Source organism: Sinobaca sp. TMA16-18 (assembly GCF_059510535.1).
This window is the reverse complement of record NZ_JCAKFM010000002.1, coordinates 485,326-498,495: the sequence shown is the minus strand read 5'-3', so window position 1 is coordinate 498,495 and position 13,170 is coordinate 485,326. Positions and strand designations below refer to the sequence as shown.

14 protein-coding genes and 6 tRNA genes are annotated in these 13,170 nt (G+C 43.4%); 2 read left to right on the top strand and 18 right to left on the bottom strand.

All coding sequences use genetic code 11. The features are described from left to right. Positions 1-195: 195 nt before the first annotated feature. From AC5W14_RS06235 to AC5W14_RS06205, 7 genes are all read right to left on the bottom strand, one after another. A tRNA-Ile gene (locus tag AC5W14_RS06235) sits at positions 196-272 on the bottom strand. An 87-nt stretch (positions 273-359) separates the two neighbouring features. Then, a tRNA-Gly gene (locus AC5W14_RS06230) sits at positions 360-433 on the bottom strand. Between the two features lie 5 nt (positions 434-438). After that, positions 439-515: transfer RNA gene (locus AC5W14_RS06225), tRNA-Pro, on the bottom strand. A gap of 107 nt (positions 516-622) precedes the next feature. Next, positions 623-699: transfer RNA gene (locus tag AC5W14_RS06220), tRNA-Arg, on the bottom strand. Between the two features lie 15 nt (positions 700-714). Continuing rightward, positions 715-802: transfer RNA gene (locus AC5W14_RS06215), tRNA-Leu, on the bottom strand. Between the two features lie 33 nt (positions 803-835). Beyond that, positions 836-921, bottom strand: a tRNA-Leu gene (locus tag AC5W14_RS06210). A 237-nt stretch (positions 922-1,158) separates the two neighbouring features. Next, entirely contained in the window at positions 1,159-1,662 is a 504-nt protein-coding gene (locus AC5W14_RS06205; RefSeq protein ID WP_496193935.1) for a hypothetical protein, read from the bottom strand. A gap of 360 nt (positions 1,663-2,022) precedes the next feature. Here AC5W14_RS06205 and AC5W14_RS06200 point away from each other — a divergent pair, with 360 nt between their 5' ends. Next, positions 2,023-2,562 (top strand): hypothetical protein, encoded by a 540-nt coding sequence (locus AC5W14_RS06200; protein WP_496193934.1) that lies wholly within the window; start codon positions 2,023-2,025, stop codon positions 2,560-2,562. Between the two features lie 61 nt (positions 2,563-2,623). On the opposite strand, the gene AC5W14_RS06195 is transcribed toward AC5W14_RS06200, so the two are convergent. After that, on the bottom strand, positions 2,624-3,010 hold the full coding sequence (locus AC5W14_RS06195) for a hypothetical protein (protein ID WP_496193933.1): 387 nt from the start codon (positions 3,008-3,010) through the stop codon (positions 2,624-2,626). Positions 3,011-3,145: 135 nt separating this feature from the next. Here AC5W14_RS06195 and AC5W14_RS06190 point away from each other — a divergent pair, with 135 nt between their 5' ends. After that, positions 3,146-3,358 carry a helix-turn-helix domain-containing protein gene (locus tag AC5W14_RS06190; RefSeq protein ID WP_496193932.1) on the top strand — a complete coding sequence of 71 codons (213 nt, stop codon included), beginning with the start codon at positions 3,146-3,148 and terminating at the stop codon, positions 3,356-3,358. A 165-nt stretch (positions 3,359-3,523) separates the two neighbouring features. Here the strand turns inward: AC5W14_RS06190 and AC5W14_RS06185 are convergent, their stop codons facing one another. The 10 genes from AC5W14_RS06185 to AC5W14_RS06140 all read right to left on the bottom strand — a co-directional run bounded on the left by AC5W14_RS06185 (position 3,524) and on the right by AC5W14_RS06140 (position 12,959). Continuing rightward, positions 3,524-7,225: a phage tail tape measure protein gene (locus AC5W14_RS06185; RefSeq protein WP_496193931.1), complete on the bottom strand. Its 3,702-nt coding sequence runs from the start codon at positions 7,223-7,225 to the stop codon at positions 3,524-3,526. A gap of 90 nt (positions 7,226-7,315) precedes the next feature. Beyond that, positions 7,316-7,597 carry a hypothetical protein gene (locus tag AC5W14_RS06180; RefSeq protein ID WP_496193930.1) on the bottom strand — a complete coding sequence of 94 codons (282 nt, stop codon included), beginning with the start codon at positions 7,595-7,597 and terminating at the stop codon, positions 7,316-7,318. 86 nt (positions 7,598-7,683) lie between these two features. Further along, complete coding sequence (locus AC5W14_RS06175; protein WP_496193929.1) at positions 7,684-8,046, bottom strand: hypothetical protein; 363 nt, start codon at positions 8,044-8,046, stop codon at positions 7,684-7,686. Between the two features lie 29 nt (positions 8,047-8,075). Then, positions 8,076-8,450, bottom strand: coding sequence for a hypothetical protein (locus tag AC5W14_RS06170; RefSeq protein WP_496193928.1), 375 nt, complete (start codon positions 8,448-8,450; stop codon positions 8,076-8,078). A 16-nt stretch (positions 8,451-8,466) separates the two neighbouring features. Then, on the bottom strand, positions 8,467-8,727 hold the full coding sequence (locus AC5W14_RS06165) for a hypothetical protein (protein WP_496193927.1): 261 nt from the start codon (positions 8,725-8,727) through the stop codon (positions 8,467-8,469). 7 nt (positions 8,728-8,734) lie between these two features. After that, positions 8,735-9,472 (bottom strand): hypothetical protein, encoded by a 738-nt coding sequence (locus tag AC5W14_RS06160; protein WP_496193926.1) that lies wholly within the window; start codon positions 9,470-9,472, stop codon positions 8,735-8,737. A gap of 33 nt (positions 9,473-9,505) precedes the next feature. Then, a complete protein-coding gene (locus tag AC5W14_RS06155; RefSeq protein WP_496193925.1) occupies positions 9,506-9,679 on the bottom strand; it encodes a hypothetical protein in 174 nt (57 codons plus the stop codon). Positions 9,680-9,803: 124 nt separating this feature from the next. Beyond that, positions 9,804-9,944 carry a hypothetical protein gene (locus AC5W14_RS06150; RefSeq protein ID WP_496193924.1) on the bottom strand — a complete coding sequence of 47 codons (141 nt, stop codon included), beginning with the start codon at positions 9,942-9,944 and terminating at the stop codon, positions 9,804-9,806. A 293-nt stretch (positions 9,945-10,237) separates the two neighbouring features. Beyond that, positions 10,238-10,558: a helix-turn-helix domain-containing protein gene (locus AC5W14_RS06145; RefSeq protein WP_496193923.1), complete on the bottom strand. Its 321-nt coding sequence runs from the start codon at positions 10,556-10,558 to the stop codon at positions 10,238-10,240. Between the two features lie 2,233 nt (positions 10,559-12,791). After that, a complete protein-coding gene (locus AC5W14_RS06140; RefSeq protein WP_496193922.1) occupies positions 12,792-12,959 on the bottom strand; it encodes a hypothetical protein in 168 nt (55 codons plus the stop codon). Between the last annotated feature and the right edge of the window lie 211 nt (positions 12,960-13,170).

The window sequence follows — 13,170 nt, the reverse complement described above, 5'->3', positions numbered from 1 at the left end:
GCCAAGATCAAACTCTCCATGAAAGTTGATGCTTAGGTCATGCTGGTCTTACATTGCGCAGCAGGCCTTGCCTGCCGCGACTTGATATTTCGCGCGTTGTTTTCATTCCATTTTCAAAGGACACTCTTCCACCAATTGTTGTGTGGGGAAGATCTCTAATGTACCAAATATGAGTACAGTTTGTCAAGCATTATATGGTGGGCCTGAGTGGACTCGAACCACCGACCTCACGCTTATCAGGCGTGCGCTCTAACCAGCTGAGCTACAGGCCCATTCTTTATTCTGAGAATGGTTTCTACATTAACTGCAGGCATAAAAAAAGAGCAGTTCCTGTAATATGAAATTATCAGATTAAATAATGGAGCGGGCGATGGGAATCGAACCCACATCATCAGCTTGGAAGGCTGAGGTTTTACCACTAAACTACGCCCGCATAAATGGTCGGGAAGACAGGATTCGAACCTGCGACCCCTTGGTCCCAAACCAAGTGCTCTACCAAGCTGAGCTACTTCCCGTTTTCGAAAAAAATAAAAGCATATCGTTATTACTCTATGCTTTGATCTTAATCAAGATTTATCATTTAAGCGTATATAATCATTCGTATGAAATTTATTAAAAGAAATGGTGCGCCCGAGAGGACTCGAACCTCTAACCTTCTGATTCGTAGTCAGATACTCTATCCAGTTGAGCTACGGGCGCCCGATAATATTTATATGGTGCGGTCGAGAGGACTTGAACCTCCACGGGATTTAACTCCCACTAGGCCCTCAACCTAGCGCGTCTGCCATTCCGCCACGACCGCGCAAACATTGTTTTAAGTATAAGGTAAATAAAATGGTGCGGGTGAAGGGACTTGAACCCCCACGTCATAAAGACACTAGATCCTAAGTCTAGCGCGTCTGCCAATTCCGCCACACCCGCAAATAATCAGGTTTTACGAAGCTATTACCGCATACTATCCGTACGCCCTTCGCTATATTCTGTTAGCCTGACGATTGCTGTCGTTCTCTGCGACAACGTAAATAAATATAGCACGTACCCTGAAACGTTGTAAACAGTTTTCTCGAATTTTTTTTAAAAGAATATTATTCAACGATTGTACTACCGCATTTCTTCCTATAGTAACGTCGAATAACTTCCAGTTGAATTTTTTTTAATTTATTCCGGCAAGTTTTCGTTCATGAAATTCATTTCAGTTTGCGTTTCCTCAACTAGCGGATATATTTCATTTAACTGTTCTTCGCTACCTTCGAAATAAAACTCGTCAAATGCCGCCGGTGCTTCGTCTGTGTACTGAATCAGTAAGTCGATTATTGCGTCGTAGCTTGCGTCTACTTCGTCAAACTCCGCGCCCGGTGATTCTAAATCCGCGCGGTCGGCTTCCGCAACTGCTGTACGCAATTCGAATATAGATGTCTGTACTTCGTTGTATGATTCGTCATTCTGTACGCTACCTAACTGTTCGATAGCTTGCGAATGGTTGACCATTTCCGCGCCGATGTCGATTAATGAATCACCGACAACTATGCGATATTCGTTTTCATCGGGAACGGCGGTTTCTGTCTGAATAGCAGAGACTTCCTTTTCAACGGGTTCTGTCGTTTCCTGACATCCAACTAAAGCGAATACTAAGGTACTTATAAAAAATGCTGTCCGTTTCATTATCGACACCTCCAGTATTGATTTACTTCGTTCACTCCTTAAAACGATAAACTGGTTGCCTGTAACGAGTAAATGCGCAATGGTATTTTAAAAATAGTATACTGTTTCATTTCGATTCGAGAATACAAACTTCGTTTTACTACGCAAGAAATAGATTTAATCAAATAGCGCTATTATTAGCAGAATACTGTCAAATAATAGTCGATTGCTTCGTTTTTCATGTTTTTATGAAGTTGACAAATTTATAAAAAGAAGTTTAAAAACTATATATAGTGTCAACATATAAAATATAAATACTATATATTGATTTGATGAAAACCAGTAGGGTATAATGGTCTTTGTAGAGAGGGGGTGAACGCAATGGAATATGGAATGAATCAGTATCAAATGGCGACTATTAATCAAGCTAGTAATCAAGCAAAAATATTAAAAGGCATTAATATGCAGTTAGCAACGCAACAAATAGAAGCTATCAATCGTTTTAAAAGTCAATTCGCCGGGATTAATACAGAATTAATCAAATCCCTCACTCAACCTCATCGTGAACTAATGGCTATGGTAGCTAGGCAAGCAAGAATTCGTCGTGAAACATTCGCTGCACTGCAACGTTCCCTTGTACCTAATTACAGCGTAATGGCTACTATTCCACAAATGGAAACAGTGACCCCTACAAAAACCAATAAACTTGAATCATCGTACTATTGGTGGTTAAAAAAGTTGAGGAAATTAAAAGAACAAAAGGACATTAATGAACGTAAGTTATTGGCACGCATTACTGTTTATTGTCATGTTGATGACCAAGGCAGTAAGGTTATTGCAGGTAGTGGCAGTCTCACAAGAGATTTTGTTGGACAAGTCAAGGAGTTTTGCATGTTTATTAAAGATTTATTCCCTTTATAAAACTACAAACGCAAACATTCCGCTGTTGTAATAACAAGAATGTTTTGCCCCTACATACTAATTATTCCGGTAGCAACGCAATACACCCTTCATTTTCGCTGACTTCAATAAAGTATTCTTCATTTTTAGTCGGATAGAACCCGCCTAACTGATAGATTTCGTTAAATAGCCACGCCGTCTTAGTCGATTCATTTCCTTGATTAAAATAGCGCTCATTCTCTTCATCTGTCTGCATCAATAAATCGTCGATTAAATCAGCGCGGCTCCAAATGTAAACCGATACTTCCGCTTCCTTTTCATAGATTGCGCAAATATCACCTAACATACCGGCTAGTTCGCTCCTAAGTGCATAGTCTTCTACGCCATACACCAATAAATAATCGACTGCCTTACCGGTATTCTCGCATACCTGTTCGAAAACTAATTCGTTATACCTTACACTATTCATTTAAAACGCCACCTTTCAATTTTATAACTATAGTATATTCGCATTTGCGTATATATAAACAGTGCCGAATTACCTATTTATACGCAATTGCGAATACATTATGATTGAATTATTAACTCGATAGGCGGCGTTCATATGAAAATAAAGCTACGTATTAAAGAAGTATGCGAATCAAAAAATATGTCATTGTACAAATTAGCTAAAGTCACAGGCATTCGTTACCCCACTATTCATAAATACGCAAACGAACCTGTAAATATTAACTTGGTGATTTTAGCGGATATTGCCGCCGCGTTAGAAATAAGTAACCCGGATGAATTATTCAGCTTCGAAGATACGAACGATTAATTGAGTACGCTATCGCGTATAAACGTACTAGGTAATACCATTATAGCCCCGAATATAACGCTTCTTAGACGGGCTATTAGCGCCGTGTGAGCGCATATGTATTAGTCGAAAATGAACATAAAAAAAGCCCCCTACCGAATTTAATCGATAGGGGAATTTTTGTTTCTATAATTCACCGCGAGCGCGCTTATCTTGCGTCTCTTTTCGTTTGATTAAACCATCGACTGTCTCATATACCGATTCACCGATAACTTTTCCGTCCAGTACCGTCTGATGAATATGCTGATGAATAATCGTTTGCGGTTCACTAGTGGCGCCGGCTGAACGATTGCCGCTAGACTGCGATGTCATTATTCCGTTCGCATTCGCATTAGCCGCACCCACCGCCGCATTTGCCTTGAACATACCGCCTTTATTCATTGCGTTCGAAATGTCCGCGCCGGGGTCGATATTCATGTTGTCGCTGAAACCGGCTGTTACCGATTCACCGGCATTGACTGCCGACTTTACAGCTTTCTTCGCCATGTTGTTAATACCAATCGCAAGTCCTAGCATTGAATCGACACCTAAGTCGATGAATACTTTACTAGGTGAATTGGATTTGAATACGGCTTTTGCGGCTGATACTACTTTACCCATTGAGGAACGAACTGTCGAAACGGCTCCGCCAACGGCTGATTTAATACCTCGAACCAGTCCGCTAATTAAGTCACGTCCGGCTGAAACGAACTGACCGACAAATGAACGTACGGCGCTAATCATCGATGATAGCCCGGAACGTACAGCACTAGCCGCCGCAGTCATACCTGACGATATCGCAGAGCGTACCGCAGACATTGCGGACGTTACTGCTGCGCGTATAGAGTTCCAAATTGAGATAAACGTCGAACGAATGTTATTGAGTACAGACATTACGGTTGACCTGATAGCGTTGAACCCGGAGGTAATAGCCGACCTGATTGCGGAAATAGCTGACGTTGCCGCCGACCTTATCGCATTCCACGAACTTGTGAAGGTGGAACGTATCGCATTCAGTACAGATGTCACAGTCGAACGTATCGCATTGAAGCCTGATGTTACGGCTGACCTGATACCGCTGATTGCGCTAGTAGCCGCCGACCTGATAGCTGACCAAGCCGAGGTAAACGCTGAGCGTATCGAAGACATGACCGACGTTACAATCGAGCGAATCGCATTGAATCCTGATGATATTGCGGAACGAATTGCTGAGATTGCCGTTGTTGCGGCTGACCTGATTGCTGACCATGCCGTTGTGAATGCGGAACGTATCGATGACATTATCGAAACCACGACTGACCGCGCGGCTTGAAAGCCTGTCTGTATTGCGGTACGAATCGCAGTTACTGCCGTTGTAACGGCGGTTCTAATTGCCGACCATGCGGTTGTAGCCGCACTCCTAATACCGTTCCAAACAGTTGTTACGAACGCCCGTAGCCCCGATAGCGCCGCTTGTACGCCTGTACGTAGACCATTCACCGCAGTTAATACGGCTGTGCGGATGAAATTCCAGGCTGTAACTGCCGCGGTACGTATCGCAGTCCAAACCGTTGTCGCAACTGTGCGAATACCGTTTAAAGCCGCCGTCAGACCTGTACGTAAACCGTTTACCGCTGTGATGACCGCAGTCCTTATTCCATTCCAAGCGACAATTGCGGCTGTACGGATACCTGTCCATATCGCAACCAATGCGGCTCTTATCGAATTCCAAACTGCCGAAAATGTCGCACTGACACCTGACCAAAGCGTTCCGAAGAACGTCTTTAATCCCGTCCAAACGGTACGGGCGGCAGTTACAATTCCAGTCCAAATTGCGGTTAAAGCCGAACTTATAGCAGACCATGCGGCACTGAACGCCGCGCTCACCCCACTCCATAAAGTCGAAAAGAACGTCTTCAGCGAATTCCAAACTGTTTGCGCAACCGTAACTATGCCCTGCCAAACAGCGGTCAGCGCACTTCTAATCGCATTCCACGCCGCCATGAATGCGGCAGATACTCCCGCCCAAAGCGTAGAGAAGAATGTTTTAAGCGCATTCCAAACTGTTTGTGCGGCGATAACAATACCGTTCCACGCTCCGACTAATAGCGCTATTATAAATGACCATGCAGTCGAAAATGCGGCTGATACGCCTGTCCAAAGACCCGCAAAAAACGCTATTAAGACAGCGAATTGTGCTTGTGCCGCCGCAACTATTCCGTTCCATGCTCCGATTAAGAGCGCTGTTATAAACGACCAAGCTGTCGAGAATGCTGTACTAACGTTCGTCCAAAGTGTCTGGAAGAACATAACCAAGCCCTGCCAAATCGTCTTCGCGGCTTCAACGATACCCTGCCATAAAAATGCAAGAACCGTCTGTATACCCGTCCAGACCGTTGTAAAGGCGGTCGCAACATTAGTCCATAGCATAGAGAAGAACGATACCAATGCGGTAAATGTCGCAATAGCCAACGTAATAAGTCCCGACCAGACGTTTTGCAAGAAGCCAACGATACCGCCGCCCCATGCGGCCTGAGTCGCGGCTACGATTGAATCCCAGTTTGATATAATCGCAACTGCTAATGCGACGATTGCAATGATAATTAAAGCTACAATCGCAATCATTCCAAATAACGGCGCCATTGCAATACCGACCGCGGCTGATAATATCGCAAAGCTTCCTGCTACGAATACAATCGCACCAACTACTAATAAGAACACCGCTATGAACGCTGTGACCATTGCGATTGCACGTTGAACGTTTGGACTCAGGTTAGTAAAGCTGTTTACCAAAGTGGTCAGCACTTCCGTTACCTTGCGAATCGCCGGCTCTAAGGCAGAACCGAACGCAATTGCGGCTGTCTCGATTGAACCACCTAATTCTTCAAGTGCGCCCCCTAGATTGTCGCGCATCTGCGCCGCCATTTGTTCGGCTGTACCGCCGCTGTTTTCGAGTTCCCCTGTGAAATCACCTAAAGTGCCGGAACCCGCATCGAGCAAAGCTAAGAACGAACTGGCGGCTTCCTCACCGACAAGCGTTTTAATAGCCGCAAGTTTCTGCGCATCCCCCATACCTTCGGTCGCCTGTTCGACTTGTCCGAGAATATCAGTCAAACTCAGCATATTTCCGCTAGAATCTACTGTTGAAATTCCCAGTTGGCTCATTAAATCTGCCGCGGCTCCAGTTGGCGCAGCCATGCGCTGTAAAATTGCTCGCAATGCTGTACCCGCCTGACTTCCTTGTATACCGGCATCGCCAAGTAACCCCGTAGCCGCCGCCATTTCTTCTAAAGAAAAACCACCCGCTTTTGCGAGTGGCGCAACATACTTCATTGTTTCGCCTAACATACCGAGGTCAACGTTACTGTTCGTAAATGCCTTCGTTAATACATCGGATACCCTCGCGGTTTGTCCGGCTTCCAGTCCGAAACCGGTTAATACGTTTGATGCTATATCCGCACTAGACGCTAGGTCAGTACCGCCCGCCGCCGCCATACTTAAAACACCCGGCATTGCGGCAATGATTTCGTTTGTATCGAATCCCGCCATGCCGAGGTAGCCCATTCCATCCGCGGCTTCCTTTGCGCTGAAGGCCGTGTCTCGCCCTAAATCCAAAGCATTTTGTCGTAATTTATTAAAGTCGCCGCCAGTTGCGCCTGATAGTGCGCCTACTTTTGACATCGACGTACTGAAATCGGATGATGTTTTTACGGCGTATCCGATACCTGCCGCAATACCTGCTCCGGCTCCCATCATTACTTTTCCGGCTGTTTGCATTCCTCCACCGATTTTCTGTTGGTCACTTTGAAGTTTGTCGAATACTCCCGAAAATTGGTCAACCGCTTTGATAATAAACGATATATCTGCCATTGCGTTTACACGCTCCTGTTTTATCGCTCCCTTCCCCGTGGATTGAATTATTTTTTATAACTAATAGACATAATAAAAACAGCCGTCCGTTTATAGGACGACCGCTTCATGTTGCGGGAACTTCTGTGATATCAATTCGCCTGCAACTAAACTGTATTCATTTGCTTTTAACAGTGGACGCAAAATGACCTGTTCCGAAAGCAGTTCCCCGTTCAGCCTGCGAATGTCCATGTCAACGTATTTTATAAAGTATTCGTTTGATAGCAGTAAGTTATCGATTACTTCCTTTTGGTTTTTGGACGCCGGCTTTCCTGCTTTCAACTCTCGATTCAAGGCACGAAGTCCGGCGCGCAATACCTTCAAGTCGTCCACTGTGCGCCGGGTTGACGTTATTACAACTAGCCCTTCCCCGAAGACTTGCCGCGATAGCGTTAACTTTTGTTTGAATTCCACGTCTTTCATATCGGCTCCCCTTCGGCTCGATAGAATTCGACCAGTTTAATTTCAGCCTGCGTGATGACTTCGTTCGCTTCGCCCAGTAGTTTTTTATGATAATAGTGGTTAATGTGCTGACCTGCTAGGCGTTCCCCTTCGATTATCAGATATTCTATTAACAGGTCGAAAGCCTGCATCACCTTGTCAATGACGACTAACTCTTCCAACTTATAGTCCGGCACACTGACTACTTTGTATCGCAACCGGCTTAACTTTTTGATTTTATCTTCGATTAAGCCCGCATCGCGGTTATCATTCCCCAGTAAAACAGCTACCTCATAGAACGCCTGAGTTGATAAAACATATGCTTCGTCAATAGATACCATTTTAACGACCACCTCTTCGTATAAAATTTTTATTTTTTACGTACTTTCGCATACAGACTTTTAGCAAAAGCTTCTGTATCGACCGCCGGCGTATATGAAGGCTGATTGTTTAACGACGGGTCAACGTACGCGGGTTTATCAGTGTAAAGAAACAAGCGCTGTGACTCTTTTACCGCGGCGGCGATTTCTTCTGTCGTCTGTGCGCCGCTTTCTACGATAAACTTTTTCACATCATCCTTAATGTTGTCAGGTACGTTCTGCGTGGCTTCATTAATTCTGAACGTCGTCAATTCAACCCGTTCGTCGTCCTGTAAGGTTCTAGGCGGCTTCGCTTGTACAGGCGGTTCAACCGGTGGTGTTGCGGGTGGTTCGGTAGGCGGTTCAGGTTCCGCAAAATGTTGCAAATCTAGTCGTAATAGTTTATTGAAAGTAATCTCCATTCGGGAACACCTCCTGTTTTAAGCGCGAAAATGCTAATTCGACGCATTCACCGGCAATTTCAGCTTTAACTTCTGTGCGGATTTGCTCTCGCAATTCATCTATTTCTTTTTGGTGTCGCCTTTTCTGACGATTGAGCCGGTCTTCTATAATTTTATTCATGCTTTCCTGAGAATGTTCTGATTCCACCATCATACGCTTTTGATTTTCTAACAGTTCTTTAACTTCCGTTTCTGTGAACATACGCATATTAACGCACCTTCCTAGAAAAAGACGGGTGGGTCGATTTTAGAACCTGATAAACGGCGGTTGGATTCCGTTCTTCCTTGATTACTTGCAAGTGCCGCAATTCACGCTCGTATTTAAGGCGCGTAACGTCACTGGAAGATAGTCTACTATATATATCGTTTAGCTTCGTTTTCACATTCTTATCGTCGATATTTCTAACGGATTTCGCAATCTTAGAGAAGTTCGAATATAGATACGCTTGCTGTTCTGCCGGCATTGATGATACTTGCATCGCCATTAAATCTAGTGTTTGCTGCGTGTGATAAACGCCTGAAGCCATCATTAAACGCGTTTCTATCCCCGCAATATAATCATCGACCTGTGAGCGCTTGTCAGCATCTAACGCCGGCGCTGTAGCCGCGGCACGGGCAGTTTGCGCTGTCAGCGTTTCGAGAGCAGTGGCATGCTCGTCCGAAAGGGTCGCAATCTTTGCGTCCAGTTCGGCCTGTGCTTCTGCTATCCGCGCGGTTCTTGCTTCATCTGACGGTAAATACACGTCTGCTTTGATTGCGGCGACACGTTCGCGGTAGTTCTGAACTTCGGAATTTATGCGACCCTCAATGTTCTTCAATAGCGGCGCATTAACTTTCTCTGCCTTTTCCCCGATAGCTGATACGACTTCTTCGTCTACATCGTATATATGACCCGCTTCGAAGCGATTTCCCTGTGCAATTGTTGACTCGTTTATATATATATCCATTTTTAAAAACCTCCACCGAGTAAACTCGTATTTTTATTTTCGGTCAAAGTAACCTAACTGTTTCTTTAACTGTTCGATTTTATACATCGTTGCTTTCGCTCTGAAACTGTCTTTATTCGTCTGACGGCTTGTTAATTCCACTAGCCGTTCTAGCTGTTCTGTGCGGTTCTGCTTTTTAATTCGTGCGGCTTCGTAATTCGATAACATAAAGCCAGGTTTCTTAGAACGGTTTCGCAATAAATGACTGAATTCAGGTTCCTTTTCGATAAACTTTTCAACAAACTTGCTGTAATAGTCATATGGGCGTGTACCCTCTTTATATTCGTTTTCGTCAGCTTTGAACCGGCGCGGCATTAAAATCACCTTCCATCGTTTTCGCAAAAACCGCCCATTCTTCGACCGTTAGCGCTGACAATTCGAATTCCATATCATCGTTAATTTCGTATTCATAAACCCAATTTGTCGTTTCCATGTATACCACCTCGAAAATATATATTTTAATTTCGCATAGTATAAATAAAAATAAGCATCGGTTTAGCGGTCTGGCAGGAAACCAATTCGATGCTTATGTAATAACCCGGTCATAGCGCAGAGGGTCGCTAGTTTGCGTATGTGTTCGCAAAATACCGAGTTATGTATAAATTTCGAGTCTATGTAAACAAGGGGAAGGTGGTCTAAACCCCTTGCCGCGGTCATCGTTTAGATAACCTATTACCGCCCCTGTAAACGGTAAGTACGCCGGGTATTGCGCCGGCATTTTATAGCTTATGTCGTTACGGTCGAATCTTTTAGTTCAAATAACTCATAGCGTTCAACATATAACTTTTGGTCAGACGTTAACATGCCGCGTTCGTCGAAGAAGGTGAACAAATCAACGTTATTAATTTCTAATCTTTTTTTAAGTTGGTCGAACATGTCTTTTGAAAAGTTCCGATGATTGCGCTCAACGTAGCTAATCATATTTTTTGAACAACCAATCTTCCGGGCGAACTCGGCTTGTGATAGACCCAGTTCGGTTCGTAAGACGAGAATTTGTGCGCCGGTCAATGTATTATTTAGCTTTTTCTTTGCTGTAATAGCGTTCATTGTCATCGCTCCTTATGATTTCTTGTGTACAGTCTGTATGCTCGTTTCTATACAAAAAACAGGGGTAAAATATGCTCAAAATAGGCTGTTTTGAAGGGTCAAAAACATGTTACATTTATAAAATTCACAGCTATTTATAACGCGTTTCCAATATTTTATAAAAAACTGAGTTGTGTTTGCTTCGTGTGCGGTAGTGTGGACTTTTTGTGCTGTTACTTTAAAGGCGACAAATCAATTCGTTTTACAGTGTCAAAAGTCCTAGTTAATTTATCAATAGCCAATAACCCTTGCAGCAGTAAGCGTCTCGCTCACAAATTTATTTTTAAAATTAGCAAAATTATTCGCAAAAATGATTGGTAACGAACAGTTAGCGCAGACATTTCGCATATTCCATTCCTTAAAACGGCAACTTATTCTTATGTAACGAAAAAAAGCCGCCCCGTAATGGGACGACTCGATTATGTATGTGTTTTTCGCAAAATAGCTGATGCCGGCGCGGCGACTCTCTCATATGTTTATTTGTTCTTTCTTTTTTCTCTCTTTATGTATATATATTATTTATTACTTTTGCGTGGTCTTTAAAATTTATATATTTTCTTTTAGTATATGTTGTTTAATTAAAATTGGTTTTTATTTTAATTAATATGTCTTTCTTTTTCTTTTATTATTTACTTTTAATTGATTTTTATTAAAAGTAATAGTTCTTGAATTTAAAAAAGTTCTGCGCATAGCAGAACAGACCTGTCCTTAAATCGTTATTTACGATTATTGTTTATCGCTTATTCTGCAAGCTTTGCTTGCTTCTCACTTCGCTTCGCTCGTTCGAAAACTTTGTTTCGCGTTTCTTTTTCGTTTTCTTCTTCCTTAGTTCATTATACTAATTAAAAAAAAACCCGTCTATTAATCAGTATTTAATTTATTTCCATCGCAACCAACGAACCCTTATGTACCAACGCTTACAAGCGATAATATAATAAAATATTTATTTTTATCGTAAAATAACCGGCGCGGTTCAACTCACCAAGCGCCGCGGCTGATAACCACAATCCCGTAATCCCCTCGCCATATTGCGAAAACATTATCGCATTGATACCAATTGCGCGCCACCATCCCTGCTTCGTTCTCACCGCATCTAACGTAACTCAGAATACCAATACAGCCAGCATTTTAACCGCTGCTAAGAATCGTCCCTAGCCGCGTATGTGACGCTTGCGTTCGTTTACATGGTCGCAATGTTATTAAACTCGCGTTATCCCGTCGATGACCCTCGCGTTATGAAATTTTGCGAGAAAGATGCGCTCACCCGGCAGAGGGGGAAGCCAGCGACCACCCCGCGGGGGTCAGCGTGTCCAGCCGACGGCAACTGCGCTTCGCTATACTCAGAATCTAGCGCGACTATCGTTTCCCACCGTTCCTTGTCGTACCAGTCGATTCAACGATTCGTTAAATATAATTTTATCGATTGCATTCGAATTCCGTCGTCAGTGGACAATTGTTTCGTTGACCCTCGAAGTTTTTGCGACGCTTCTCTCTGAATTCGCTCAGCCGATAAATGCGAGCGACCATCATTCATATAAACATCGACATCAACGCAATCAATTGTTATCATCGCATCATCTTCGATAACCAACGCAATCATATCGACAGCAACCGCAACATATCATTACCCATTGAACGATTGATACATCGATGTCATTCGATAGATTGCTATTGCCGCGCGGTTCGGTTCATTGTGTCATAATAAACTTATCACCTGGTACTAATACCACGTAACCATATGTTCAGTATATAACCGACATCATCCATCGACTGATTCGTAGTCAGTATTCTTGATAAATACCCGTAGGGGTATACGAATAAACACCGTACAAATTACCCCTGTTTTACCCCCTAAGGTTACCCCCATTTATTGTACCGATTACCTGCCATATTATACCCACATTTACGTACGCATTCCCCTGCCGTTTCTACCCACGTTTACCCACGTAAACCACACGCATTTATTGTACCGTTTATGTACCGATTCACCTGCCGATTATCCTGCGTGTATCATACGCATTTACGTACCGATTACCATACTAGATTGCGTACGCTTACCAGTGCCTTCATTCCCTAGTACGCCTACCTAATGTACCCGCAATATAGCGTCCCATATTAAGGCGCATACTAGCTTGTACGGCCTGAAGTGCCTGCGTAATTCACGCAGAAAAAACCCCCCGTCAATTGCGGGAGGTTAGCGGCTTCTGTTTGTAACGGCGTACATTTCTTCTTTTGTCATAACATATGTTGAAACTTCGCCCGGAACCCAGTCGTGACACGAATTGTGCCGGTGTTGAATAGCTTTCGTTGAATTTTGAATATTGCTGCGATGTGCTTTTTTATCGATTTGAAATAATGACATTTGCGATTCCCCCTAAGGTAAGTTATCGTTCTTCATTCCTTAAAACGATAATTACAGCGGGTGTAACAAATTAAACGCAAAAAAGAACCGTCCCAGTATCGGGAACGGCTCGTAGTTATGTATTTATGAAAATGTCGGCGCGGGTCGCGTATGTATGTACTTGAAGAACTTTTCTCTTTTTAAGTTCTTTCCGCAAGCTTTTTGACCTTTT